The following is a 25,913-nucleotide window of genomic DNA, read 5'->3' as shown; positions in this document are numbered from 1 at the left end:
GCCACTCATTTCGGCCCGGTCTCGGCAGCGTCGGCCCCGGTCCGAAGTGCTTCGATCCGATCCGAAAACGATCAGTGCCGAAATGTTTGATCCACAGTCAACTCGGTTTATCCACAGGCTATTTGGCGACTCTGTGGACAACTGCCAGGTGGATTAACCTATTTGGTCAAGTTGAGTGTTCTGTCTGTGAGTTGCGGTCAGCGCGTCCAACGTCCTTGCCCCCAGCTCCCGTTCGGCCGCCGCCGCGATGAACGCCGAGGCGCTCTCCTCGCCAACCAGCGCTTGTACGGCGTCGATCGTGGCGGCCGGCAGCCGTACGGAACGGGTCGGCACGCCCGTCGGCTCCGGGTCCTCGGCCATCAGGTGCTGCTGGAGATGACGGGTCGCGAACAGCCGCATGGCGCGCGCCAGTTCGGCGTCCACGGTCTGCCGTGCGAGGGGTCGTAGCCTTCGTACGAGCGACGCCGCCTCAGCCGCGTCCGCGTCCGTCGGCGGGTGATGCCCCAGATACCGCGCGAAGACGTGCTCGGTCGTGAACTCCAGGAAACGCGCGGCGATGTGCTCGACCTGGCCGCGAAGTTCCCGCAGATGGGCGGAGATCGCGGTCAGCGGCACCCCCGCCGAGTACAACTCGGCCGCCACCGCCAGCTCTTGAGGGCTCGGTACGAGGAATTCGTCGTCCCGCCCGGGGATCCGCTCCAGCACCCCGAGCTCCACCGCCTCGGCGAGCGCCGCGTCGTCGGGGGAGCCGCCGAACCGCTCGTCCAGCTCCGCGCGGGTGATCCGGGCGGCGTGCTCGTCCGTCCACGGCCCGTGCACCTCGGCGACCAGGCCGAGCACCCCGCCGAGACCCCGCCCGGTGTTCCACGCCTCCAGCAACTCCTTGATGGAGGCCAGCGTGTAGCCCCGGTCGAGAAGGTCCGCGATCTGCCGCAGCCGGTCCAGATGCGTGTCCCCGTACATATTGGCCCTGCCCCGCCGCTCGGGGGTGGGCAGCAGCCCACGGTCCTGGTAGGCGCGGATGGTCCGGACCGTGGCGCCGCTCGCGTGCGCCAGGTCCTCGATCCGGTACCGGCCGTCCGCCGGGGTCCCCGACACGCCCTACCCCAGCGCGGCGCGGCCGACCGCCCCGGCGGCCGCGCGGGCCGCGGGCGAGGTCGCGAGATAGTCGACGGCCTTGCGGAGCGAACCCTCCTGCGAGGGGTGGTACGACCGCCGGAAGTAGCGGGGCACCGCCGAGCCCAGCTCCCGCCAGGTGGGCAACAGGCCCTTAGCCACGGCCCGGTTGTGCTCACGTAGCGAGTAGCGCGGCCGGCCCGCGAGCTGCGGATCGTGCCGGATCAGATACGCCGCTCCCCACCCCCAGAGCCAGAGCATCACCGGGGCGGTGACGGCCATCGTCTCCAGCCTGCGGGCGTAGCGGACCGGATCGGGGCCGCCGCAGTGCTGGTACATGTCGAAGGCCACCGACCGGTGTTCGACCTCCTCGGCGCCGTGCCAGCGCAGCAGGTCGAGCATGACCTCGTCCGCCCCCGCCCGGTCCAGCGCGTCCGCGCGCAGCACCCAGTCCCCGAGGACCGCCGTGAACTGCTCTATGGCGGCGACGATCGCCAGCCGGAACCGCAGCCACTCGCGCTGGGGCCACGGCACCCCGAAAGGAGGCTTCTCGCCGAGAAGGATCTCGAAGAGATAGTCGACGTGCCGGGTGTACGGCGCGGTGTCCAGCCGCTGCTCCGCGAGGTGGTTCAGCACATACGCGTGCTGCACGCTGTGCGTCGCCTCCTGGCCCATGAAGCCCTTGACGTCCTTGAGGAGAACCGGGTCCTCGACCAGCGGCAGAGCTTCCCTGAAGACCTTGACGAACCAACGCTCGCCCGCGGGGAGCAGCAGATGCAGGACGTTTATGACGTGCGTGGCCGTGGGCTCGTCGGGTATCCAGTGCAGCGGGGTCTCCCGCCAGTCGAACGACACCCGCCGGGGAGCGATCACATGGGCCTGCGCGTTCTCCAGCGGTCCCCGACCGTTCGCCGACGCGTTCACAGCGGTGGCTCCAGACGGGCGATCGCGCGCAGTGTCCTGGGCGCGAAGCGCGACAGCAGCCGGGCTCCCCGGGCCTCCGGGGTGACCGGTACGACGGCCTCGTTGCGAACGACCGCCCGCAGGACGGCGTCGGCGACCTTCTCCGGCGGATAGTTGCGCAGCCCGTACAGCCGGGACGTTCTCCTCCGTCGTCGCTTCTCCTCCTCCGCCGAGACTCCGGCGAACCGCGCGGTGGCCGCGATGTTGGTGTTCACGAAGCCGGGGCAGATGGCCGTGACCCCGATGCCCTGTCCGGCCAGCTCGGCGCGCAGGCATTCGCTGAGCATCAGCACCGCCGCCTTGGACGTGCTGTAGGCGGGCAGCGCCCGCGACGGCTGATAGGCCGCCGCCGACGCGGTGTTGACTATGTGCCCGCCCTGGCCGCGGGCCGCCATCTGTCCGCCGAATATCCGGCAGCCGTGGATGACACCCCAGAGATTGACGTCCAGGACCTTCTTCCAGTCCTCGCTCGTGGTGTCCAGGAACGATCCCGAGAGCCCGATCCCCGCGTTGTTCACCAGGACGTCCACCGTGCCGTACTCGGTGGCGACCTTCTCGGCCAGCTTCTCCATCGCCTGCTCGTCGCTGACGTCTACCGTCTCCGCCCACGCCCGCGGTGCGCCGATCAGCCGGGCCATCTCGGCGGTCCTGGCGACCCCTTCGGCGTCCCGGTCCACGGCGACGACCCGGGCGCCCGACTCGGCGAACGCGAACGCGGTGGCCCGCCCGATGCCGCTCGCGGCGCCGGTCACCAGGACGAGCTGCCCGCCGAACCGCTCCCCGTAGGGGCCGCTCGGCACCAGGTCCCGCACCCGACGGGCCCGGCTCTCCCGGCGCGCCTTGCCGGCCGTGTCGATCGCCACCACGACGTCGGACCCGCTCTCCGGCTCCGGGTCGGGCTCGTGGGCGTTGACGAACTCGGTGATCCAGGAGGCCAGTTGATCCGGTCGCGTACGGGGCACCCAGTGCTTGGCGGGGAGCGTACGGCGCACCAGCTGGGGCACCCAGCGCTCCAGGTCGTCGTAGAGCCGCTCGGAGAGGAAGGCGTCGCCGGTCGGCGTGATCAGCTGGACGGGTGCGTGCGCGTGCGCGTCGTCGCGGGGGCGGCGCAGCCGGGCGCGGATGTTGTCCCGGTAGAGCCAGGCGCCGTGCGCGGCGTCGTCCGGCAGCGAGGCGGTCGGATACGCGTCGACCCGGTCCGCACCCGCCGATTCCCCTTGCGCGCCGCCCGGCTTCGCGGGCTTTTGCCCCGAGGGCACCTTCTCGAACCGCTCAAGGATCTTCGGCCACTGCTTTCCGAGCGGCCCGCGCCAGGCGAGCTCGGGCAGCACCGGGGTGTGCAGCATGTACACGTACCAGGACTTGGCACCCTGGCCGAGGAGCTGGCCCACCGCGCGCGGGGTGGGCCGGGTCATCCGCCGCTTGATCCAGTGCCCGAAGTGGTCGAGCGACGGACCCGACATCGAGGTGAAGGAGGCGATGCGGCCCGACGTACGCCGTACGGTCACGAACTCCCAGCCCTGCACCGACCCCCAGTCGTGCCCAACCAGGTGGACCGGCCGGCGCGGGCTCACCGCGTCGGCCACCGCCAGGAAGTCGTCCGTCAGCTTCTCCAGGGTGAAGCCGCCGCGCAGCGGCTTCGGCGCCGTCGAACCGCCGTGCCCGCGCACGTCGTACAGCACCACATGGAACCGTCCGGCGAGCCGGGCGGCGACCTGGGACCAGACCTCCTTGCTGTCCGGATAGCCGTGCACGAGCAGGACCGTCGGACGCGCCGGGTCACCCAGCTCGGCCACGCACAGATCGATCCCGCCCGTGCGCACCCTGCGCTCACGCGCACCGGCCGGCCACGGAACTGACTGAAGCGACATCACGCACCCTCCGCCCAACGCCGCACATGCGGCAGATCGTCATCCAGCCAGAACGCGCTCTGAGCCGGGTCCCGGGAGTCGGTGACCACCAGGATCTCTTCGAACTTGGCTCCCGTGCCACGGAATCCGAGGTGCGGCTCGACCGCCCACAGCCCGGGTCTCGGCGGGTGGTCGGAGAATCTGTACGGACTCCACAGGGGCGACCAGCCGTCCCGGTGCCCGTGCAGCGCGTCGCTCGCCAGGCCCTTGAGCGACTGCGTACCGAAGCCGAGGACACGCGGTGACCAGCGCCGGTCCTTCACGCGGTCGATCTTGTGGGCGATCACCCCGAAGGGGTAGGCCCGGTGCCTGTTCTCGTACCCCTGCCGCACCATCAGCCGGTCCACGTCCTCGTATATCTCCCGCAGCGGGCGCCGCTCGCGCACTTCGCGCAGCAGCAGGTCGCGATGGGCCCGCAGATCCGCGAGCAGCTTGTCGTGCAGCGGGTCGGGGCCGGGGCCCAGACGGCCCGAGTAGCCGACATCGGCGGTGTAACCCCGGTGGACCGGGGCCAGGTCGAGGATGAACGGCATGCCCTCCGCCAGCCTGCGGTTGGTGGGGAAGAACTGGAGCGGGATCCGGAACCCCTTGAAGGCCGTGCGGTCCCCGAACCAGGCGAAGGGCAGATGGAACCAGTCGCGCACGCCGCGCGCCCGCAGCCACTCGCGCTGCATCCGGGCCGCCTCGCGCTCCGTGACACCCGGCCGCAGGCGCGCGGCCACGGCTTCGGCGCACTCGTAGGCCAGCCGCTGCACGGATCTGAATCCCCGCAGCTCCGCGGCCTGTTCGCCCCTCACCGCTGAAGCCATGCCACCCTCCGTGCCGTGTGCGGTACGCGTTCGTAACTTGACACTGATGAATGTGACAATGTCCGACGGCTGCGTCAAGGGGCCCGCTCAGCCTGTGGATAACTCCCGATCGGGGTCGTTCCCCGCCAATTCCGGCCCGATACAGCCCGATTCCGGCCCACCCCGAACCTTCGGACTGACTTTTGACGCTGCCCTTACGGGTCTGTACACCTCAAGACGGACCCCGAGACAACCGTCAGGGCTGACGTCCGCTGTGGTGTGCGCCACTACCGTCTTAAACGTGACTGTGATCGCTACTGAAGGCCTGAGTAAGCGGTTCCCCCGGGTAACCGCGCTTGACCGGCTCTCCTTGGACATCGGACCGGGTGTGACCGGTCTGGTGGGTGCCAACGGAGCCGGCAAGTCCACCATGATCAAGATCCTGCTGGGTCTGTCCCCCGCCACGGAAGGCCGGGCCGCCGTGCTCGGGTTCGACGTCGCCACCAGCGGCGCCGCCATCCGCGAGAGCGTCGGATACATGCCCGAGCACGACTGCCTGCCGCCCGACGTATCGGCGACCGAACTCGTCGTCCACATGGCGCGCATGTCCGGACTCCCTCCGACCGCCGCCCGTGAACGCACCGCGGACACGCTGCGCCACGTCGGCCTGTACGAGGAGCGGTACCGCCCCATCGGTGGGTACTCGACCGGCATGAAGCAGCGCGTCAAGCTCGCGCAGGCGCTGGTCCACGACCCCAAACTCGTCCTCCTCGACGAGCCGACGAACGGTCTCGACCCCGTCGGCCGCGACGAGATGCTCAATCTGATCCGCCGTGTGTACACGGACTTCGGCATCTCCGTCCTCGTGACCTCGCACCTCCTCGGCGAGCTCGAACGCACCTGTGACCACGTCGTCGTCATCGACGGCGGCAAGCTGCTGCGCTCCAGCTCCACGAGTGACTTCACGCAGACCACGGCGACGCTCGCCGTCGAGGTCACCGACACCGACACCCACCTCGACGGCACCCGCGCCCTGCGCGAGGCCCTCACCGCCGCCGGACTCTCGCTCCACGTGGGCGAGGAGGACGGGCTGCCGGGCGCCGGCCACATCCTGCTGATCGAGGCGACGGGCGAGGAGACGTACGACGTCGTACGCGACACCGTCGCCGACCTCGGTCTCGGCCTCGTACGGATGGAACAGCGCCGCCACCACATCGCCGAGGTCTTCCGCGCGAAGGACGCCGCGTCGGCGGCCGCCGACGCGCAGGCCGTACCGGCGGGGACCGGCACCGCGGAACTCGCACTTCAGAAGGGAGGCGGCAGCGATGAGCACTGACCTCACCCAGATCCACAACATCGGCTACCGCAACTACGACGGCCCCAGGCTCGGCCGCGGCTATGCCCGCCGCTCCCTCTTCTCGCAGTCCCTGCGCGGCTCCTACGGCCTCGGCCGCTCCGGCAAGTCCAAGATCCTGCCGATGATCCTGTTCGCTGTGATGTGCCTGCCCGCGGCGATCATGGTCGCTTTCGCCGTCGGCACGGACCTCAAGTCCCTGCCGGTGCCCTATACGCAGTACGCGATCTTCCTCCAGGCCGTCATCGCGCTCTTCCTGGCCGCCCAGGCACCCCAGTGCGTCTCCCGCGACCTGCGGTTCAAGACGGTGCCGCTGTACTTCTCGCGCCCCATCGAGCGCGTCGACTACGTCGTCGCCAAGTACGGCGCCATGGCCTGCGCCCTCTTCGTCCTGACGGCCGCGCCGCTCCTGGTCCTCTACATCGGCTCGCTGCTCGCCAAGATGGACTTCGTCGACCAGACCAAGGGCTTCGGCCAGGGACTCGTCTCCGTGGCGCTGCTGTCAATGCTCTTCGGCGGACTCGGCCTGGTGATGGCCGCCCTCACCCCGCGCCGCGGCTTCGGCGTCGCCGCCGTGATCGCCACGCTGACCATCACCTACGGCGCCGTCTCCACCGTCCAGGCGATCGCCTTCGGCACCGGTTCGGACAGTGCCGTCCAGTGGATCGGCCTCTTCTCGCCCATCACGCTCATCGACGGCGTACAGACCGCGTTCCTCGGCGCCACCTCGTCGTTCCCCGGCGAGGCCGGTCCATCGGCCGGTGTCGGCGTCATCTATCTGCTGGTCGTTCTCGCGCTCATCCTCGGCTCGTACGCCGTCCTCATGCGCCGTTACCGGAAGGTCGGGCTGTGACCACCATCAACATCGAGCACGCGTCACGCTGGTTCGGCAACGTGGTCGCCGTCAACGACGTGACGATGACCGTCGGCCCCGGCGTCACCGGACTGCTCGGACCGAACGGCGCGGGCAAGTCCACGCTCATCAACATGATGGCCGGGTTCCTGTCACCCTCCAACGGAAGCGTCACCCTCGACGGCGACCAGATCTGGCGCAACGAGTCCGTCTACCGCAAGATCGGCATCGTCCCCGAGCGGGAAGGGATGTACGACTTCCTCACCGGGCTCGACTTCGTCGTCGCCAACGCCGAACTGCACGGCCTCGGTAAGAAGGAGGCGCAGAAGGCACTCGCCACCGTCGAGATGGAGTACGCGCAGGACCGCAAGATCGGCACGTACAGCAAGGGCATGCGGCAGCGCGTGAAGATGGCGTCCGCGCTTGTCCACGAACCGTCCGTGCTGCTCCTCGACGAGCCCTTCAACGGCATGGACCCCCGCCAGCGCATGCAACTGATGGACCTGCTGCGGCGGATGGGCGACTCCGGCCGCACCGTCCTGTTCTCCTCGCACATCCTTGAGGAGGTCGAGCAGCTCGCCGCGCACATCGAGGTGATCGTCGCCGGCAGGCACGCCGCGTCCGGCGACTTCCGCAAGATCCGCCGCCTGATGACCGACCGGCCGCACCGCTATCTCGTACGGTCCAGCGACGACCGCACCCTGGCCGCCGCGCTGATCGCCGACCCGTCCACGGCCGGTATCGAGGTCGACGTCACCGAGGGCGCGCTGCGCATCCAGGCCGTCGACTTCGGGCGCTTCACCGAGCTGCTGCCGAGGGTCGCCCGTGAGCACTCCATCCGCCTGCTCACCGTCTCGCCGTCCGACGAGTCCCTCGAATCGGTCTTCTCGTACCTCGTAGCGGCCTGAGCGGCCTGACAAGGAGCTGTGACGTCCATGTACCACCCCACAGTCGCCCGGCTCACCTACCGGGCCCTGCTCGGCCGGCGCCGGGCCGCCGTCCTCTTCATCCTGCCGGCCCTGCTGATCCTCATCGCCGTGGCCGTGCGGACCTTCAACGGCGTGGACGACCAGATCGCCTCGGACGTCCTGGGCGGCTTCGCCCTCGCCACGATGATCCCGCTGATCGGCGTGATCGCCGGAACGGGCGCCATCGGCCCGGAGATCGACGACGGATCGATCGTCTACCTGCTGGCCAAGCCGGTGAAGCGGCCGACGATCATCTTCACCAAGCTGATCGTCGCGATCTCCGTGACCATGGCGTTCTCCGCGATCCCCACCTTCATCGCCGGATACATCCTCAACGGCAACGGCCAGCAGATCGCGGTGTCCTACACCATCGCCGCGCTGGTCGCCTCCATCGCCTACAGCGCGCTGTTCCTGCTGCTCGGCACGGTCAGCCGCCACGCGGTCGTCATCGGCCTCGTCTACGCGCTGGTGTGGGAGACGCTCTTCGGCAGCCTGATCGCCGGCGCGCGCACGCTCAGCGTCCAGCAGTGGTCCCTGGCGGTCGCCGAGAAGACCGGCGGAGACGGCATGATCACATCCGAGGTCGGACTGCCGCTGGCGGTCGTGCTGCTGGCCGGCGTGACGATCGTCGCGACCTGGTACGCGGGCCAGAAGCTGCGGACGCTGACGCTCGCCGGCGACGAGTGAGTCCGGTCCGGCCCGACGGCATCTCTTCCGTACGGAGGCGGCCCCTGCCCGATCCGGGTGGGGGCCGCCTCCGTACGTACGCCCCGCTCCCGCCCGGAACTTCTGACCTAGGTCCGGCGTACGGATACGCCTAGGGCGCAAGCGGTTATCAGTGGCCCGTTCTGGTCCCAATGCCCGATGACCTGCCCGGATGCCGCGCCTAGCGTCACAACCATGCGAATCGGATTTCTCGGAACAGGTTATGTCGCCCGCGCGGTGGCCGCCGGAGCGGCCGCCGCGGGTCACGACGTCGTGCTCGGCTCACGCGACCCCAAGGCCGCCGCCGACAGAGAACTCGGCCTGCCGGTGGCCGGGTTGACCGAGGCGGTGGAGCACGGCGGGATCGTCGTCAACGCCACCCCCGGCACCGTGTCCCTGGAACTGCTCGGTGAACTGAGGGAGCGACTCGCCGGCAGGATCCTCCTGGACATCGCGGTGGGCCTCACCGACGACATGGCGCTGGCCCACCCCAACTCCAGCATCGGCGAACAGCTTCAGCGGGCGCTCCCGGACACCAGGGTCGTCAAGACGCTTGCCACGATGGACTCCGCCGCGATGGTCGATCCGGGCGGGCTGAGCGGCGAGAGCACGGTCTTCCTCTCCGGCGACGACGCCGGTGCGAAGGCCGAGGTCGGCGCGCTGCTGGGGGACCTGGGCTGGCCCGTCGGCTCCCGGCTGGACCTGGGCGGCATCGAGACGGCGCGCGGGCAGGAGCACTTCGCGCTGCTGTTCATGGGCATCGCGGGCGCCCTCGGGACGTACACCTTCAACATCAAGGTCGTACCGTCGAAAACGGCCGCGAAGTAGCCCGAAGTAAATCGCTGGCGCTCAGCCCCCCGCGGGGGGACAGTGGTGATGTCAGGTACCACTGAACCGGGAGAGGAGCGCGGCGATGACCGGTAATCCGAGTCCGTCGGGTTCCCGACAGGGCAGTCCCGGCCCGGCACCGGAGTAACCACTTCCGCTCCGTGCAGCCGACGGTGACCCGCCCAAGGGGGCGGTCGCTTCGAGCGCGCGTTCGCGCGTGGACCGCCCCCTCCCCACTCCCATGAGCACGCCCCACCGCGACGCACGCGCGCGTCAGTGCGGCTGAAGCAGCCTCTCCAGCACCACGGCGATACCGTCCTCGTCGTTCGACGCGGTGATCTCGTCCGCCACGGCCTTCAGCCGCTCGTGCGCGTTGGCCATCGCCACGCCGTGCCGCGCCCACCCGAACATCGGGATGTCGTTGGGCATGTCGCCGAACGCGATCGTGTCGGCCGCCGTCACACCGAGCCGCCGCGCGGCCAGCGAGAGCCCCGTCGCCTTGCTCAGACCCAGCGGCAGGATCTCCACGACGCCCGGCCCCGCCATCACCACGGCGACCATGCCGCCGACAGTCTCCTGCGCGACCTTCGCCAACGCGTCGTCGCTCAGCTCCGGATGCTGGATGTAGACCTTGTTGATCGGCGCCGTCCACATCTCGGCGGGATCGTCGAGGAACAGCGCGGGCAGCGGACCGTCCTGGACGCGGTAGCCGGGCCCGATCAGGACATCACCGTCCAGACCGTCACGGCTCGCGGCGAGCGCCAGCGGGCCGACCTCCGCCTCGATCTTCGACACCGCGAGAGCGGCCACCTGCCGGTCCAGCGTCACCGACGTCAGCAGTCTGTGCTCGCCCGCGTGGTAAACCTGCGCGCCCTGGCCGCAGACCGCCAACCCGTCGTACCCGAGGTCGTCGAGGATGCTCCGAGTCCACGGCACGGCCCGCCCCGTGACGATGATGTGCGCGGCGCCCGCCGCCGTGGCGGCGGCGAGCGCGTCACGCGTACGCGCGGAGACGGCGTGGTCCTCGCCCAGCAGCGTCCCGTCGAGGTCGGTCGCGACGAGCTTGTACGGGAAGGCGGAAGCGGCGGAGGCGGCGGCGGAGCTCACTTGGCGATCGGCTCCAGCGTCTCGCGCCCGCCCAGATACGGACGGAGCACCTCGGGCACCCACACCGAACCGTCGGCCTGCTGGTGATTCTCCAGCAGTGCCACGATCGTGCGCGGTACGGCGCAGAGCGTGCCGTTCAGCGTCGCGAGCGGCTTCACCTGCTGCTTGCCGTCCCGCGACACCCGCATCCGTACGGAGAGCCGGCGCGCCTGGAAACCGTCGCAGTTGGAGGCGGACGTCAGCTCGCGGTACTTGCCCTGCGTCGGGATCCACGCCTCGCAGTCGAACTTGCGCGAGGCCGAGGCCCCCAGGTCGCCCGTGGCCACGTCGATCACCTGGAAGGGCAGCCCGAGGCCGGCCAGCCACTGCTTCTCCCACTCCAGCAGCCGCGTGTGCTCGGCCTCGGCGTCCGCCGGGTCGACGTACGAGAACATCTCGACCTTGTCGAACTGGTGCACCCGGAAGATGCCGCGGGTGTCCTTGCCGTACGTACCCGCCTCGCGGCGGAAGCACGGCGAGAACCCCGCGTACCGCAGGGGCAGCTTGTCGGCCTCGATGATCTCGTCCATGTGGTACGCGGCGAGGGGCACCTCCGACGTACCGACCAGGTAGTAGTCGTCCTTCTCCAGGTGGTACACGTTCTCGGCGGCCTGGCCGAGGAAGCCCGTGCCCTCCATCGCGCGCGGGCGCACCAGCGCGGGAGTGAGCATCGGCACGAAGCCCGCCTCGGTCGCCTGCGCGATCGCCGCGTTCACCAGGGCGAGTTCGAGCAGGGCGCCGACGCCCGTCAGGTAGTAGAAGCGCGAACCGGAGACCTTCGCGCCGCGCTCCATGTCGATGGCGCCGAGCGACTCGCCGAGCTCCAGATGGTCCTTGGGCTCGAAGCCCTCGGCGCCGAAGTCGCGGGGAGTGCCGATCGTTTCGAGGACGACGAAGTCCTCCTCGCCGCCCACGGGCACGTCCGGGTGCACGATGTTGCCGAGTTGCAGGAGCAGCCGCCTTGCCTCCTCGTCGGCCTCGTGCTGCGCCACGTCGGCCGCCTTGACGGCCGCGGAGAGCTCCCGCGTGCGGGCCAGCAGCTCCGTCTTCTCGTCGCCCGTGGCCTTGGGCACCAGCTTGCCGAGCGTCTTCTGCTCGGAACGCAGCTCGTCGAAGCGGACGCCGGAGGCCCTGCGCCGCTCGTCGGCGGAGAGCAGGGCGTCGACGACGGCCACGTCCTCTCCACGGGCGCGCTGCGAGGCGCGGACACGGTCGGGGTCGTCTCGGAGCAGGCGAAGGTCAATCACCCCACCAGGCTACCGGTGCACGCTTCCGGCACCCCACCCCATATTTCAGCGTGTGGCGCTTTGTCTGAATTGCCGCAATTGGCGAGGGTGAGGGAAGCGTGAATAGGAAGAGGCGCCTCCGTCAATAACGGGCGGCCAAATCCCCGGAATGGGGCATCGATAGGTCGTCCGTTGACCCATTTCCCTTGCGGCGCACGGTACTTGGGTCGACGTTGTCCACAGAGTCGCACTGGTTCCGAAAGTTATCCACAGGCTGTGTGGGGAATCTGTGGATCGGGAGCGAGGTCGCGGTGAAAGCCCATGTGAGGGCGGGAGGATTCCCCCCTTAAACCCGCTTCACGCCCTCCTTCGGGTGGGACTTGATCCCTCTAACGAGTTGATCAACGGAATTGGGATGACACGGGCCACCTGGCGACCTGTGGACGGAAGTGTGGTGACTGAGCCGATTTGTCGACCATGTCGGCCGACACTGTCGACTTGTCCCCAGGGGGACCGACCAGCCTGTGGATAACTTTGGGGACAGCGGGCCGACCGCTGCCCCCATCGGCCTCAGACCCGGCCGTCCTGGCTACGGGCCAGCCAGTCGGCGGCGTCCATGAACTCCGCGTCCGACGTCCCCGCGCGCAGCCGCCGTACGTCCTCCGGCGCCACCCCCGCCCTCGGGTACGACCCCAGGAAACGCACCTTGGGGCTGATCCGCTTCAGCCCCATCAGCGCCTCGCCCACGCGACGGTCCGCGATGTGGCCCTCGGCGTCCACGGCGAAGCAGTAGTTGCCGATGCCCGCTCCCGTCGGCCGCGACTGGATGAGCATCAGGTTGACCCCGCGTACGGCGAACTCCTGGAGCAGTTCGAGCAGCGCGCCCGGATGGTCCTCGCCGAGCCAGACCACGACCGACGTCTTGTCCGCGCCGGTCGGCGCAGACGGGCGCGCGGGCCTGCCCACCAGGACGAAGCGCGTCTCCGCGTTCTCGGCGTCGTGGATCTCGGTGACCAGGGCCTCCAGCCCGTACGTCGCCGCCGCGAACTCGCCCGCGAAGGCGGCGTCGAACCGGCCCTCCTGGACCAGCCGCGCGCCGTCCGCGTTCGACGCGGCCGACTCCCACAGCGCGTTCGGGAGATGGGCCCGCAGCCAGTTGCGCACCTGCGGCTGCGCCACCGGATGACCGGTCACCGTCTTGATGTCGGACAGTGCCGTCCCAGGCCTGACGAGCAGCGCGAAGGCGATCGGCAGCACCACCTCGCGGTAGATCATCAGGGGCTCGCCCGACGCGAGTTCGTCGAGGGTCGCGGTGACGCCGCCCTCCACCGAGTTCTCGATCGGTACGAGGGCTGCCGCGGCGTCCCCGTGCCGTACGGCATCGAGGGCCGCGGGCACCGAGACCATCGGGACCAGCTCCCGCGTGGCGGCTTCCGGAAGGGTACGGAGGGCGGCTTCGGTGAAGGTGCCCTCGGGGCCGAGGTACGTATAGCGCGTGGCCGACATGTGGTCACTTTAGTCCGACCGGCGGACGGCCGCCGACGGCCGCGGACGACCGCGGACGACCGCGGACGCCCCGGGACCGCCGCCGAGGACTCCCGGCCGCGTACCCCCGCTCAGGACTCCAGCAGCCGCTGGCCCACGTACTCGCCCTCCCGCGCCCCGCCCGGCACCGCGTACAGGCCGCTCGCCTCGTGCCGGACGAACGCCGACAGCGCGTCCCCCCGGTCGAGCTTGCGTTGCACCGGCACGAAACCCCTCAGCGGATCGGCCTGCCAGCAGATGAACAGCAGGCCCGCGTCGGGGGTGCCGTCCGCCGCGATCCCGTCGTGGAAGGAGAAGGGACGGCGCAGCATCGCGGCACCGCCGTTCTGCTCCGGCGCCGAGATCCGGGCGTGCGCGTTGTCCGGGATGACGAGCCTGCCGTCCGGGCCCGTCCTGTCGAGGTCGAGCTCGGTCGTCTCCGCACCGCCGGTGAGGGGGGCGCCGTCGGACTTGCGGCGGCCGATGACGAGTTCCTGGCGGCCGACCGACAGGGCCTCCCAGTCGTCGAGCAGCATCCGGATCCGGCGTACGACGGCGTACGAGCCGCCCGCCATCCAGTCCGGCGTGCCGGCCGGCGGCTTCGCCGGGACGAAGATCCGCCGGTCGAAGTCGGGTTCCTCCGGCTTGGGGTTGCCGGTGCCGTCGATCTGGCCCATCAGATTGCGGGCGGTCATCGGACGGGAGGTGGCGCCGGGCGAGCGGTTGAAGCCGTTCATCTGCCACCGCACCTGCGCCGCGTCGCCCGCCTCCTTGAGAAGGGCGCGCAGCGCGTGGAAGGCGACGAGCGCGTCGTCCGAGCCGACCTGTACCCACAGATCGCCGTCGCTGCGGCGGGCGTCGAGCTGGTCGGCGGAGAAGGCCGGCAGCGGGTCGAGCGCCGAGGGGCGCCGGGCGACCAGCTTCGTACGGTCGAAGAAGGTCCGGCCGAAGCCGAAGGTGACCGTCAGCGCGGAAGGCCCCGCGTCCAGCGCGATGCCCGTGTCGCGCTCTCCGGCCGGTTCGCCCGCCATCAGCCGCCGCGCGGTCCGGGACCAGCGGCGCAGCAGCGCGGCGGCCTCCTTGCGCCCGGCGCCGGGCGTGAGGTCGAGGGCGACCAGATGGCCGCGCGCCTGCATCGGGGAGGTGATGCCGGCCTGGTGGGCGCCGTGGAAGGCCGCGGTGGCCGAGCCGACCGTACTGAGCGCGGTCGGCTCGTCGGCGCGGGTGGCGGCGTACGTGGCGCTCCCCCCGGCCGCCCCCGCGACGAGCCCGGCGGCGCCTGCCGCGCCGGCCGTACCGAGCAGCCGCCGCCGCGAGATCGCGGGAGCGGTGCCTGCGCCGTCCGCACCGGGGGAGCCGGCGTCGGTTCCGTCGGTGTCGGTGTCGCTGGTCGTACGGGTGTCGCTCACGAAGTCAGCCGATCTTCACGTTCTTCTCGATGGTCGTCTGGTCGATGTCCGAGGTCCGCACCGTCACCTGTAGATGCCAGTCGCCGGGCATCGGGATCTGTACGGAGCTCGCGCTCCAGTGTCCCGGTGCGAGGCGCTCGGGCACGATCGGGAGCGGGCCGATCTGCTCGGACTTCAGGGTGTACGCGACCTTCACCTCGGGCACGTCCATCGGCTTGCCGGCCGGGTCGTCGATCCACACGTGCATGAGGTTGTTGCCGGAGCGGGCGGGGTCGAGGGTGAGCCGTACGGTGCCCTTGCCGTTCGCGCCGCCGGTGTCGAAGGGCTCGGTGAGGTTGATGGGGCGGGCGGGGGCGGGCGCGGCGGCCTCGGTGCCCGGCCTGCCGGCCTCCTGCTCCTGCGTACGTCCCGGCTCGGTGCCCGTCAGCGCGGTCGTGACGGCGAGCACCACGAGGGCGACGCACGCCTCTATCAGTACGGAGCGGCGCAGCCCGGACCGCTCGGTGTCGGCGTCGCGGACCTGCTTCTTGCGGGCCGTGGCCAACGCCGTCCGCTGACGGGCGAGTTGAGCGGCGCGCTCGGGATCGGACGCTTCGCCGGCGCTGTCCCCGGCCTCGTCACCGGCCTCGGCTTCCGCCTCCTCGGCTTCCGGTTCCGCTTCGGCCTCCGCCCCGGCTTCCGTCCCGGTCGTCGTCCGCTCGCCGAGCAGCCCCGTCCAGCGCCGTGAGAACCAGGCGGCACAGAGCAGTACGGCGATCAGCGCGACCTTGGCCAGCAGGAGCTGCCCGTACCCCGTGTCGGTCAGCGCGGACCAGGAGCCGACCTGCCGCCACGCCTGGTAGAGCCCGGTCACGGCCAGCACGACGACGCTGGTGAAGGCGATCCGGGAGAAGCGTCGCACGGCGGCGCGTTCGATGTCCGGCGTCCGGTGGAGCGCGGTCAGCAGCGACACGAGGCCGCCGAGCCAGGCCGCCACGGCCAGCAGGTGCAGCACGTCGAGAGGCATGGCGAGACCGGTCTGGATCCCGGTCGACGCGTGCTCGGACAGTGCCCATGTCCCGGCGATCCCGGCGGCGACGACCGTGCCGCCCAGGCCAAGTCCGAAGGTGAGGTCGGCCTTCGCCTTCTGCGCCTCGGAGCCCGAGCCCGCGCCGCCCGAGCCCTCCCCGTCGTCCGTCCCGGATTCCGCCTCGGTCCCGGATTCCGCCTCGGATTCCGTCTCCGTCACGCGCTTCGCGTACGCGCCGAACAGCACCGCTATGAAGAGCGCCGCCGCGCCGAGCAGCAGCAGCCGCGAGACGAGCGCGGCCCCCGTCTTGGTGTCCAGTACGTCCGCGAGCCCGCCGAGGTCGAACGCGTCGCCCAGCTTGCCGGACCCGGTGTACGGAGTCCGCAGTAGTAGGAGGACGAGCGTCGCCGCGGTCAGGGTGACCCAGCCGCCGACGACGAGCCGTTGCAGCGGCCGTACGGACGCGCCGCGTTGCCAGCACGCGAGGATGAAGGCGGCCCCGCCGACGAGCAGGACGAACCCGGCGTACGACAGGTAGCGCACCGTGTCGTAGAGGGTGCCGACCAGTCCGCCGCCGGCCTCCTGGTCGGGCACGATGGCCGTGGTCTCCGAGGGCGCCCCGATGGAGAAGGTGAACGCGCCCGAGACGGGGTGGCTGTCGGCGGAGACCGCCTGCCAGGCGACGGTGTACGTGCCGTCCGGCAGCCCGGGCTTCAGGTCGACGGCGTAGCGCACCGTGCCGCCGCCGCTCAGATCGCGCATCTTCGCGACGTCGACGCGCTTGCTGCTGGGGTCGAGGACCCGGATGGAGTTGTCGCCCATGGCGATCTGTTCGGAGAAGGTGAGCGTGACGTCCTTGGGGGCGACGTCGACCACCGCCCCGTCCTTCGGATCGCTCCCGGTCAGCGCGGCGTGCGCCGACGCTGTACCGGAAAGGGTGCCGAAGAGGCCGCAGACGAGTACGGCGGTGACGAACAGCACCCGTATGAGCGGGAGCTGCCGTATGCGGGGGGCGGTGGCCGTCATGGTGGGTCAGTCCCTCAGTGCCGCGTGGGGTTGTAGGTGGTCTCCTTCACGGGAAGGTCGACCTCGATCGGGTCGGTCTTCTCGAAGTGCAGTTCCACGGAGATCCGTTGGCCTTTCACGAGCTTCTTCTTCAGGCCCATGAACATCAGATGGTTGCCGCCGCGGTCCAGAGTCAGCTCGCCCTCGGCCGGGATGTCGAAGGACTTCACCTGCCGCATCCTCTGGTCCTTGGTCTCGTGGATCGTGATGTCGTCCGAGACGTCGCTGGTGACGGACGTGAGCCTGTCCGCCGCGCCGCCGCCGTTGGTGACGGTGAGGAAGCCGGACGCCATGTCGCCGACGGGCTGCGGCATGAAGGCCCCGGTGACCTTCAACTGAGGCCGGTCCTCCGAGGCGTCCGCCGACGAGCAGCCCGCCAGTGCCACCGCCGACGCCAGCGACACCAGCACCGCCCCCACGACAGGACGGCCGCCGCGCGTCCTCACGGGGTCTCGCCCTTGACGAGCTTCGGCAGATCCTTCGTGTAGTCGTCGGCCGTCGTGTCCTCGCCGTACAGGACGTAACCGCCGTCCGTCTTCGGTGAGAAGGCGATGACCTGGGCCCCGTGCATGGAGACGACGCTGCCGTCCTTCTCCTTGGTCGCCGGCTCGATGCCGATGCCGACCTGACGCGCGCCGGCCTGGATGGTCGGGAAGTCGCCGGTGAGGCCGACGAACGACGGATCGCCCGCGCTCGGGAGCCACTTGGCGAGCTCGGCGGAGGTGTCCCGCTCGGGGTCGGTGGTGATGAACACGACCTGGAGCTTGTCCTGGTCGGCCTTGGGGAGCGCCTTCCTGGCGATGGCGATGTTGCTCATCGTCAGCGGGCAGACGTCGGGGCAGTGCGTGTAGCCGAAGTAGATCAGCGTCGGCTTGCCCTTGGTCTCCTCGCGGAAGTCGTACGCCTTGCCCTCGGTGTCCTTGAGGACGAGGTCCGGCTTCTCGAAGGGCTTGTCGAGCACGGTCGCCGCTTTGGTCTTCGGCTGTGCCGAGACGTCGGCCACGGGCTTCGACGCGTCGCCGTCGCCGCCGCTTCCGCAGGCGGACAGGGTGAGTGCCGCCACCGCCGTGAGTGCGGCGGCGGTGAGCACGGTCTTCTTGCGCATGGAGGTAGTTCCCATTGGTGGAGTACGGGCGACGGGCGCGGGCCCTGCGGCGGGCCCGCGCCCGGCGATCAGCTGGCGGGGGTGGCCGGAGCGCCGGCGGAGGACGTACGGCGGCGCCCGGCCAGGACGCCGAAGGCCACACCGGCGGCGCCGACGACGATGCCGACGATGCCGAGGGCGCGCGCGGTGCCGTCGCTGCTGTCGGACGAGGCGGCGTTCTCGGTGGCCCCGTCCTCGCCGTCGCTCTCGTCCGAGGCGTGGTCGGCGCCGCCCTTGGCGTCGTCGTCCTTGGCACCGGCCGCCGCGCCGTGGCCGTCCTCGGTGGCGGCGGTCAGCGCCAGCACCGGCGCCGGGCTCTCGGGCTCGGCGCCCTCCGTCGGCGCGTCGATCCAGCGCACGACTTCCTTGTTGTCGTACGTCTGAAGCGTCTTGAACACCAACTGGTCCGCGTCCTCGGGCAGCTGGCCGATGGAGAGCGGGAACTGCTGGAAGTAGCCCGGCCCGACCCCGCCGTCGCCCGTGGCGGTCCAGGTGACCTTCGAGACGGCTTCGGTGATCTGCTTGCCGTGCATCTCGATCGGCTTGTCGAGCTTGCTCTTGGTGACGGCGATCTTCCAGCCGGGCACGGCCTGCGGCGACACCGACGCCAGCGGGTGCTCGGTCGGGAAGTTCACTTCGAGCTTGACGGTCGAGGCGTCGTCACGCTCGTTCGGCACCTTGAAGTTGACCGTCGCGTACCCGCCCTTGGCGGCTTCGCCGACCGGCTGCACGCCGACGTGCGCGAGGGCCGGACCGGCCAGCAGTACGACGGCGGACGCGGCGACACCGCCGACGACTGCCGCGCGGCGCGCAGTGCGGTTACGGCCGGCGACGGACGGCTGCGAGACGCCGCGACGAGACGTGTTCGTACGAGAGGCGTTCATGACAGGAGACACTCCACGGTGTGGGGAGGACGGTGGACCGCGCGCGGATACGCGACGGCATCGCGACGTCACCGCCCCACGTACTTCGTACGGAGCGTCGTGTCGTCGCGTCAGGCGGCGAGAGTGAATACGGCCGGCGGGCCGCGCCTGATCACCGAATGCTGGAGCGTCTCCCCCGTGTACGACGGCGGGGCGTCGGGGCGCGGGGCGGGCTGTTCGTGCCGCCCCGGCGAGGGCGTGACCGGCAGACCCGAGCGAAGGGCCCGTACGAGACCGAGGGCGGCCCGCAGTGCCCGCAGCCGGGCGTTGTCGGCGACGGCTTCGCCGAAGCCGTCGCCGAGCCCCTGGCCGTGGGCCGAGAGCGTGGCGAGCCGGGCGAGCGCGAGGTCGCCGCGGCGCATGAGCCAGCCGGTCGCGAGGGCGGCCAGCAGATGCGCGAGGAACATGGGCAGGGTGGGCAGCTCGGGCAGCGGCCCGGCGGCGCCGAGGGCCCCTTCGGCGGCCCCGCCGGCCGTACCGTGCAGGTGAGCGCCCTGCGCGAGCCCGCCGGAGACCCCTGAGACCGTGTCGGGGTCGATCCCGGCGTCGGTCACGATGCGGTGTGCGTCGCCGGGACTCAGCGACGCCGGACCGGCCCCGCAGATCAGCTTCGCCGCCATGCGCACCAGTACGTCGTCGGCGCCGGCGCGCATCGTCAGGTGATGCTGGCTCATGCCGAACAGGGCGTGCAGAGCGAGCTGTCCACCGGTCAGCGCGAGCGCGATGGCGGGCAGCGAACGGGCGCGGCCGGCGAGCGGCGCGGCCACGGCGAAGACACCGGCGAATCCGACGACGAGCGTCCACCAGGGGACGGCCTGACAGGCCGCGAGCACATGTCCTGTCGCGGACAGCACGACACAGACCGCGGTGAACACCGCGGCCCTCAGGAGCCGCAGACCGGCTCCAGCGTGTGCGACACGATCAGGCATGGCCGGGTCATCATCGCACTGCGTCCGGCGGCTTCATACGGCAGGTCCGGAAGATCACCCTCTGTCCCTTACAACGGCGGACAGGCCACGCGCTTCCGCCGAATGGGTTGTTTCACACGACCGATGTGCTTACGACACGCCTACAGGGGCAATACGTATCGGTATGTCGAGCTGTGGCCAGGAGGCTGGAGCATGAGCATCTGGTGGTCCCTCCATTTGCGGCGCGAAGCCGCGAGCGTCCCGCTCGCGCGCCGTCTCCTGATGGGCACGATGGAGACCGCGGGCGTCGATCCCGACATTTCCTTCGATCTTTCCGTCGCACTGAGCGAGGCATGTGCGAACGCCGTCGAGCACGGCGGTGACGACAGCCCCGGCGGCCCTTCGCGGTCGTCGGAGGCGTACCGGGTGACCGCGTATCTGGACGGCGAGAAGTGCCGTATCGAGGTGGCCGACTCCGGGCCGGGATTCCCCGCCCGCCGGGCCCTGCGGCGGCCCACCGCCCTCGCCCCCTTCACCGCCGAGGACGGGCGGGGGCTCTCACTGATCGAGCAGCTGGCCGACCACGTCCACTGCCGGAACCGTCCGGGGCGGGGCGCGGTGATCAGCTTCGACAAGATACTGAAGTGGCGCGAGGAGACCCCGCTGGTGGCATGGGGCGGCACGACCGCCGGGGTCTGACACCGCACTTTCCGGCCCGGCCGCGCCTCTCGCACGACCGGGCCGGTCAGGAGACTTCCCGGCTCAGCCCTGCTTGGTGGCCGCCATCCACGCCTCCACGTCGGACGACGTACGCGGCAGCCCCGCCGACAGGTTCCGGTTGCCGTCCTCCGTGACGAGGATGTCGTCCTCGATCCGGACGCCGATGCCCCGGTACTCCCGCGGCACCGTGAGGTCGTCCGCCTGGAAGTACAGCCCCGGCTCCACGGTGAGGCACATACCGGGCTCCAGCGTCCCGTCCACGTACGCCTCCGTGCGCGCCGCCGCGCAGTCGTGGACGTCCAGGCCGAGCATGTGTCCGGTGCCGTGCAGCGTCCAGCGGCGCTGGAGACCGAGCTCCAGGACCCGCTCGACCGGTCCGTCGAGCAGGCCCCACTCGACGAGCCGCTCGGCGAGCACCCGCTGCGACGCGTCGTGGAAGTCCCGGTACTTCGCGCCCGGCTTCACCGCGGCGATACCGGCCTCCTGCGACTCGTACACCGCGTCGTAGATCTTGCGCTGCAACGCGTCGAACCGGCCGTTGATCGGCAGGGTGCGCGTGACGTCGGCGGTGTAGAGGGTGTGGGTCTCCACGCCCGCGTCGAGCAGCAGCAGATCGCCGGCGCGCACGTCCCCGTCGTTGCGCACCCAGTGCAGGGTGGTCGCGTGCGGGCCCGCGGCGCAGATCGAGCCGTAGCCGATGTCGTTGCCCTCCACGCGGGCACGGAGGAAGAACGTTCCCTCGATGTAGCGCTCGCTGGTCGCCTCGGCCTTGTCCAGGATCCGTACGACGTCCTCGAAGCCGCGGACGGTCGCGTCGACGGCCTTCTGGAGCTCGCCGATCTCGAACTCGTCCTTCACGGCGCGGGCCTCGGACAGATAGACGCGCAGCTCGTCGTCGCGCTCCGCCGTGACCTTGTCGGCCAGCGCGGCCTCGATCGACGCGTCGTGCCCACGCACGGTCCGCACCGGGCCCGTCGCCTCGCGCAGCGCCTCGCCCAGCTCCCGTACGTCCTTCGCGGGCAGGCCCAGCAGCTGCTCGGCCTCGGCGAGCGAGTGCCGACGCCCGACCCACAGCTCGCCCTGGCGGCCGTCGAGCCAGAATTCGCCGTTCTCCCTGTTGGAGCGGGGAGTGAGATAGATCGTCGCCCGGTGGCCGTCGCCGCCGGACTCCGGCTCCAGCACGAGGACGCCGTCCTCCGTCTGGTCACCGGTGAGATACGCGTACTCCGTGGAGGCGCGGAAGGTGTACTCCGTGTCGTTCGACCGGGTCTTCAGGCCGCCCGCGGGGATCACCAGGCGGTCGCCCGGGAATCGCGCGGACAGCGCGGCACGGCGGGCAGCCGCGTACGGTGCCTGTTCGAAGGGCTCCAGATCGCGGAGCTCCGTGTCGGCCCAGCCCGACTTCATGTTCTCGGCCAGCTCGTCGGACACGCTCATGTACAGGCCGTTCTTGCGCTGTTTGACGGGCTTCTCGGCCGACGCCTCGTCGGCGTCATCGAGCACTGTGTCCGGATTTCCCAGGGTCTCCGGGGTCTCCGGCGTTTCCGGGATGAGCTCCTCGGCCACGGTCTGCCTCCTCATGTACGACATTGGACCTTTCGGGTCCCGGCACCATCGTATGTCTGTACGGGGGACAGGCCAGGGGGCCTGTGGACAACATGACCGGCGGATGTACCACCGCTGGAGGGGATCCGTCCGGTTCGCTCGGGGAGGGCGCCTCTACTCGAAGAGGGCGGCGAGGATCACGACGTCCTCCGCGCTCCCGTCCGCGCCTCCTACGGAGCGGGCGCCGGGACCCGGTCCGTCCGGTCCGTCCGCCAGCACCAGCCGCAGCACATGGTCGGCGACCGCCCCCGGATCGCCCCTGAGGCTCCTGGGGACGCTCGCCGCCGCCGCGTGCAGCCGCGCGAAGGCCCGGTCCATCGGGTCGCCGGTGCGCCGCAGCAGGCCGTCCGTGTACAGCAGCACCGTTTCTCCTGGCGCGGGTGACAGCTCGACGCTCGGCGCCTCCCAGCAGGACAGCATCCCGAGCGGCGCCGACAGGGTCGTCTCGACGAATTCGGTACGCCGCTCCCCCACGATCAGCGGCGGCGCGTGCCCGGCCCCGGCGAGCACGATCTTGCGCAGCGCGGGCTCGGCGTAGGCGAAGAGCGCGGTGGCGGTGCGTGCCGGTTCGGTCAGCCGCAGGAGCAGTTCGAGGTCGGACAGGACCGCGACGGGGTCCTCGCCCTCCATCACCGCGTACGCGCGCAGGGAGGCGCGCAGCCGTCCCATGGCGGCGAGCGCGCTCGGCCCCGTGCCGCTGACCGAGCCGACGGCCAGCCCCAACGCGCCCTCGGGCAGCGGCAGCGCGTCGTACCAGTCGCCGCCGCCGTGCCCGCTCGTACGGTGCCGTACGGCGAGCCGCACCCCGGGCACCCGGGGGAGCCGGCTGGGCAGCAGTTCGTCGGCGATCGTGGCCTCGCGGGCGCGGGCGGTCTCCAGCTCCAGGAGACGCGCCAGATGCTCGGCCGCGTACCGCGCGTAGAGACCCACCAGATGGCGCTGTCTTTCGACCGGTTCGGCGGGTTCGTCGTAAAACCAGACCGCGACCCCGATCCGGCCCGCGGTGTCGGCCGCGAGGGAGACCGCGTACGTGGCGCTGTAGCCGAGCCGCAGGGCCACTTCGCGGTGCAGCGGGTCGAGGTCGGGGTCGCCGAGCACGTCGCCGACGGACTCGGCCGCCGTGGGGGGCTCCGCGGTGTCGTCGAGCAGCCGTCCGTAGGAGGACGCGTCGCGCGGTACGGTCTCCAGCTGGCCGAGGTCCGCGTGGCTGAGACCGAGTCCTACGGAGGTGCTGGGAATGTGCTCTTCCGCTCGGGCCGCCGGTTCGAGGACGACCAGACCGCGCGATGAGCCGACGAGGGCGGCACCCGCGCGTACGACCTCGTTGAGCGCCGCGTCCACCGAACCGGTTCTGGCCAGGCGTTCGGTGAGTTCGTGGAGGGTGGTCAGGTCGGAGACCCAGCCGGCCAGCCGGTCCTGGATCAGGATCACGGGTGCGCCGGAGGACTCGTCGAGAGGCGCGACAGTGTGCGCGGGAGCCGGAACTACTGAATCGATTCCAGCCACTTTCGGCATGTGCGGAGCGCTCATGGCAACCGGCTTTCTGACTGGTGCGTTTCGCGCAATAGCATCGCAAACCACCGCGTGATTCTGCGCCACTATCAGTGCATCCACATGTACACGCACAACTGAGGCGATGTCCAGCATTGTCCCGGCGGAACCACTGGTGTCTGCGCTACGTTCAACTTGGCGAGAAAATGCTCCCAACGCTGTATTCTGCGATCGACTGAGGGAACTCGACAGGGGCCTCCCCGGTGAAGCGCAGGCGACATCGAGGAGGAGCGTCATCCGGCACGTGATGGGTACGTGAACGGTGACGGACAGGGGCAGTTGGGACTGCCCCGGAACCTGACGGACGGCTCCGGCGTCTTAACCGCCGTAGCCCGCGCGCCATCCCGGAACGGCGGGGCTGTCACAGCGCGACGACAGTCATTGAGTGCGCCACCCATCGCCACGGGTTAGTGAAGACAGACCGCGTTCGGCCCAGGAGCGGTGAGCCCAGCCGCAGGTTGGCAAAGTCCGACTGTGCCCTGTCCACGGGGGCGGCGGAGCGTCGACGACACGCGTCGACTGTACGCACAGCGATACGCACAGTGAAGCCATGCACACAGATTGACCGGTGTGGCATGTGGACCTCGGCGTTCAACGGAAAGGAACGAGCGCTCATGCGCGAGATCCTCGGAAGGCGACGCAGGCTCCTGTTCAAGCGCAAGGGGATGCCTGCCCCACTCGAAGCGGCCCTCACCTGCGCCACGGCGTGGCAGTGGCCCGTACTTCCCGGAGCCGGCCTGAAGACGTCCGGCGGCCGGGGCGATCGTGGCCGCGGCTGCGCCTGCCCGGACCCCGAGTGCGCCGTACCCGGCGCGCACCCCTTCGATCCCGGCCTGCTGGCCGCGACGACCGACGAGCGCATGGTGCGCTGGTGGTGGGCCAACCGGCCCACGGCCCCGATCGTGATGGCCACGGGAGGCACCGCGCCGTGCGCGCTCAGTCTGCCCGCGGCTGCCGGGGAGCGTGCGCTGGTGGCACTGGACGAGATGGGTATGCGCCTCGGCCCGGTCGTGGCGACCCCCACGCGCTGGTCGCTGCTGGTCGCCCCGTACACCCTGGAACGGCTCGGTGAGCTGCTCTTCGCGAAGGACTGGGTGCCCAGCTCGCTCCGCTTCCACGGCGAGGGCGGCTATCTGGTGCTCCCGCCGTCAGACGCGGTCGGCGGTCAGGTCCGCTGGGAGCGGGCGCCGCTGCCCGGCTCGGCGGCGCCGTGGCTGCCGGACGTGGAGGCGGTCGTGGACGCGCTGGTCGAGGCGAGCACGAGCGCACCGGACGGCGGCAGCAGGCTCGCGTACTGAGCCTCCTGCCGAGTTGCGTGTACTGACCGGAACAGGGTCGCGCCCCATGGGTGCGACCCTGTTCCCGTCTGCGCCGTCACTCGTACGGGTGCGACGTGGCCCGAGTTGTAGGGGAAATGGGCGTGCGGCGCTCCGGGTGGCCCGATTCCGCCGGTATCTTCGGCCGACCGTCAAGATCTCCCCGGCAGGTGGGCCCATGAACCTTCGCGTGATCGGGCTCGCCACCGTGGTGGTGGTCACCGCCCTGCTGCCGCTGGCCGCGTCGGCGGGCCCCGCGGGTGGCCCGGCCGCCCGCTCCGGGCCCGATGCCCCGCACCGGCCCGCGGTCCAGCGGACCATGCCCCCGGCGGCGCTCCCGGCCGTGCTCCAGGAGGCGAAGAACGGCGACCTCGCGGCCGTCGAGCGCTGCGGACCGGCGCTCACGTCGCGTGACGGGATCGAGGCCCAGACCTGTGTGCTCAGCGAGAACGGGGACACCTGGGGCCGCACGTACTACCGGAATGCGTCGGGTGGGGAATTGAGTTCCGTGCTCAGTCTGATGGGTCCCGGCGGGCGGACCCTGCAGTCCCACTGCTCCGTCGAAGACGGCGATGAGCCGGGTTCTTGTGAAACTCCGCGTGAACCCACAGCGGGAAAGCCCGCGCGGTACTGGGCGGTGGCGGAGTTCGCGGGAAGTGCCGACGGGACCGGACCGCTGCTGCTCAGATCCGGCAGCAACTCGGCTGCTCCGTCGGCTGGTTGAGCCATCCCGGTGCTTAGCGGAAGCGACGGCCGAGAGCCGTCCGAGCGGCGCGACAACTCTGCAGTCTCCACTCCGGAAATTGCAGGAACAGCCCCGGGGAACGCAGACGCCCGGTCGCTGGCGACGGGGGATGCACCAGCGACCGGGCTTCTAGAACG

Annotated in this window: 23 protein-coding genes; 8 read left to right on the top strand and 15 right to left on the bottom strand. The window is 70.6% G+C overall.

All coding sequences use genetic code 11. The features are described from left to right. Positions 1 to 153: 153 nt before the first annotated feature. From ACFWHU_RS13580 to ACFWHU_RS13565, 4 genes are read right to left on the bottom strand one after another with little or no spacing between them, the layout of a single operon-like run. Positions 154 to 1,098 carry a MerR family transcriptional regulator gene (locus tag ACFWHU_RS13580; RefSeq protein WP_387224984.1) on the bottom strand — a complete coding sequence of 315 codons (945 nt, stop codon included), beginning with the start codon at positions 1,096 to 1,098 and terminating at the stop codon, positions 154 to 156. 3 nt (positions 1,099 to 1,101) lie between these two features. Then, complete coding sequence (locus ACFWHU_RS13575; RefSeq protein ID WP_387224983.1) at positions 1,102 to 2,040, bottom strand: metal-dependent hydrolase; 939 nt, start codon at positions 2,038 to 2,040, stop codon at positions 1,102 to 1,104. Further along, positions 2,037 to 3,950: an SDR family oxidoreductase gene (locus tag ACFWHU_RS13570; RefSeq protein WP_385791871.1), complete on the bottom strand. Its 1,914-nt coding sequence runs from the start codon at positions 3,948 to 3,950 to the stop codon at positions 2,037 to 2,039. The genes ACFWHU_RS13575 and ACFWHU_RS13570 overlap by 4 nt, the downstream gene beginning before the upstream one ends. Further along, a complete protein-coding gene (locus ACFWHU_RS13565) occupies positions 3,950 to 4,798 on the bottom strand; it encodes a M24 family metallopeptidase (protein ID WP_385791869.1) in 849 nt (282 codons plus the stop codon). Before ACFWHU_RS13565 ends, ACFWHU_RS13570 begins: the two co-directional genes overlap by 1 nt. Before the next feature lie 253 nt (positions 4,799 to 5,051). Between ACFWHU_RS13565 and ACFWHU_RS13560 the strand changes: the two genes are divergently transcribed. From ACFWHU_RS13560 to ACFWHU_RS13540, 5 genes are all read left to right on the top strand, one after another. After that, positions 5,052 to 6,113, top strand: a complete 1,062-nt coding sequence (locus tag ACFWHU_RS13560) for an ABC transporter ATP-binding protein (protein WP_385791867.1) — start codon at positions 5,052 to 5,054, stop codon at positions 6,111 to 6,113. Further along, the gene (locus tag ACFWHU_RS13555) at positions 6,103 to 6,984 is read left to right on the top strand and encodes an ABC transporter permease (protein WP_387224979.1); all 882 of its coding nucleotides are present in this window, start codon (positions 6,103 to 6,105) and stop codon (positions 6,982 to 6,984) included. Before ACFWHU_RS13560 ends, ACFWHU_RS13555 begins: the two co-directional genes overlap by 11 nt. Beyond that, positions 6,981 to 7,892, top strand: coding sequence for an ABC transporter ATP-binding protein (locus ACFWHU_RS13550; RefSeq protein WP_385791862.1), 912 nt, complete (start codon positions 6,981 to 6,983; stop codon positions 7,890 to 7,892). The genes ACFWHU_RS13555 and ACFWHU_RS13550 overlap by 4 nt, the downstream gene beginning before the upstream one ends. A gap of 27 nt (positions 7,893 to 7,919) precedes the next feature. Then, positions 7,920 to 8,639, top strand: coding sequence for an ABC transporter permease (locus ACFWHU_RS13545; RefSeq protein WP_385791860.1), 720 nt, complete (start codon positions 7,920 to 7,922; stop codon positions 8,637 to 8,639). A 213-nt stretch (positions 8,640 to 8,852) separates the two neighbouring features. Continuing rightward, positions 8,853 to 9,485 (top strand): NADPH-dependent F420 reductase, encoded by a 633-nt coding sequence (locus ACFWHU_RS13540; RefSeq protein ID WP_385791858.1) that lies wholly within the window; start codon positions 8,853 to 8,855, stop codon positions 9,483 to 9,485. 273 nt (positions 9,486 to 9,758) lie between these two features. Here ACFWHU_RS13540 and ACFWHU_RS13535 read toward each other — a convergent pair whose 3' ends face one another. The 9 genes from ACFWHU_RS13535 to ACFWHU_RS13495 all read right to left on the bottom strand — a co-directional run bounded on the left by ACFWHU_RS13535 (position 9,759) and on the right by ACFWHU_RS13495 (position 19,860). Continuing rightward, on the bottom strand, positions 9,759 to 10,592 hold the full coding sequence (locus tag ACFWHU_RS13535; RefSeq protein ID WP_385791856.1) for an HAD family hydrolase: 834 nt from the start codon (positions 10,590 to 10,592) through the stop codon (positions 9,759 to 9,761). Continuing rightward, on the bottom strand, positions 10,589 to 11,878 hold the full coding sequence (gene serS, locus ACFWHU_RS13530; protein ID WP_387224977.1) for a serine--tRNA ligase: 1,290 nt from the start codon (positions 11,876 to 11,878) through the stop codon (positions 10,589 to 10,591). Before serS ends, ACFWHU_RS13535 begins: the two co-directional genes overlap by 4 nt. A gap of 549 nt (positions 11,879 to 12,427) precedes the next feature. Beyond that, positions 12,428 to 13,363 (bottom strand): prephenate dehydratase, encoded by a 936-nt coding sequence (gene pheA / locus ACFWHU_RS13525; RefSeq protein ID WP_385791853.1) that lies wholly within the window; start codon positions 13,361 to 13,363, stop codon positions 12,428 to 12,430. A gap of 110 nt (positions 13,364 to 13,473) precedes the next feature. Continuing rightward, the gene (efeB, locus tag ACFWHU_RS13520) at positions 13,474 to 14,700 is read right to left on the bottom strand and encodes an iron uptake transporter deferrochelatase/peroxidase subunit (RefSeq protein ID WP_387225143.1); all 1,227 of its coding nucleotides are present in this window, start codon (positions 14,698 to 14,700) and stop codon (positions 13,474 to 13,476) included. Positions 14,701 to 14,794: 94 nt separating this feature from the next. Beyond that, positions 14,795 to 16,825, bottom strand: a complete 2,031-nt coding sequence (locus tag ACFWHU_RS13515) for a copper resistance CopC/CopD family protein (RefSeq protein WP_387224975.1) — start codon at positions 16,823 to 16,825, stop codon at positions 14,795 to 14,797. A 14-nt stretch (positions 16,826 to 16,839) separates the two neighbouring features. After that, positions 16,840 to 17,283: a copper chaperone PCu(A)C gene (locus ACFWHU_RS13510; RefSeq protein ID WP_385792276.1), complete on the bottom strand. Its 444-nt coding sequence runs from the start codon at positions 17,281 to 17,283 to the stop codon at positions 16,840 to 16,842. Positions 17,284 to 17,306: 23 nt separating this feature from the next. Continuing rightward, the gene (locus ACFWHU_RS13505; RefSeq protein ID WP_385791847.1) at positions 17,307 to 17,969 is read right to left on the bottom strand and encodes an SCO family protein; all 663 of its coding nucleotides are present in this window, start codon (positions 17,967 to 17,969) and stop codon (positions 17,307 to 17,309) included. 68 nt (positions 17,970 to 18,037) lie between these two features. Next, the gene (locus tag ACFWHU_RS13500; RefSeq protein WP_387224974.1) at positions 18,038 to 18,892 is read right to left on the bottom strand and encodes a YcnI family protein; all 855 of its coding nucleotides are present in this window, start codon (positions 18,890 to 18,892) and stop codon (positions 18,038 to 18,040) included. Between the two features lie 110 nt (positions 18,893 to 19,002). After that, entirely contained in the window at positions 19,003 to 19,860 is an 858-nt protein-coding gene (locus ACFWHU_RS13495; RefSeq protein ID WP_387224973.1) for a hypothetical protein, read from the bottom strand. A gap of 192 nt (positions 19,861 to 20,052) precedes the next feature. Here ACFWHU_RS13495 and ACFWHU_RS13490 point away from each other — a divergent pair, with 192 nt between their 5' ends. Further along, entirely contained in the window at positions 20,053 to 20,538 is a 486-nt protein-coding gene (locus ACFWHU_RS13490) for an ATP-binding protein (protein ID WP_385791841.1), read from the top strand. Positions 20,539 to 20,601: 63 nt separating this feature from the next. Here ACFWHU_RS13490 and ACFWHU_RS13485 read toward each other — a convergent pair whose 3' ends face one another. Continuing rightward, entirely contained in the window at positions 20,602 to 22,125 is a 1,524-nt protein-coding gene (locus ACFWHU_RS13485; protein ID WP_387225142.1) for an aminopeptidase P family protein, read from the bottom strand. 153 nt (positions 22,126 to 22,278) lie between these two features. After that, positions 22,279 to 23,811 carry a PP2C family protein-serine/threonine phosphatase gene (locus tag ACFWHU_RS13480; RefSeq protein WP_387224972.1) on the bottom strand — a complete coding sequence of 511 codons (1,533 nt, stop codon included), beginning with the start codon at positions 23,809 to 23,811 and terminating at the stop codon, positions 22,279 to 22,281. A gap of 518 nt (positions 23,812 to 24,329) precedes the next feature. On the opposite strand from ACFWHU_RS13480, the gene ACFWHU_RS13475 reads away from it, so the two are divergent. Continuing rightward, positions 24,330 to 25,013: a bifunctional DNA primase/polymerase gene (locus tag ACFWHU_RS13475; RefSeq protein WP_385791837.1), complete on the top strand. Its 684-nt coding sequence runs from the start codon at positions 24,330 to 24,332 to the stop codon at positions 25,011 to 25,013. A 196-nt stretch (positions 25,014 to 25,209) separates the two neighbouring features. Continuing rightward, complete coding sequence (locus tag ACFWHU_RS13470; protein ID WP_387224971.1) at positions 25,210 to 25,755, top strand: hypothetical protein; 546 nt, start codon at positions 25,210 to 25,212, stop codon at positions 25,753 to 25,755. Positions 25,756 to 25,913: the final 158 nt, after the last annotated feature.

Source organism: Streptomyces sp. NPDC060366, from assembly GCF_042725135.1.
Taxonomy (GTDB): Bacteria; Actinomycetota; Actinomycetes; order Streptomycetales; family Streptomycetaceae; genus Streptomyces.
This window is presented reverse-complemented; position numbering and strand designations above follow the sequence as displayed.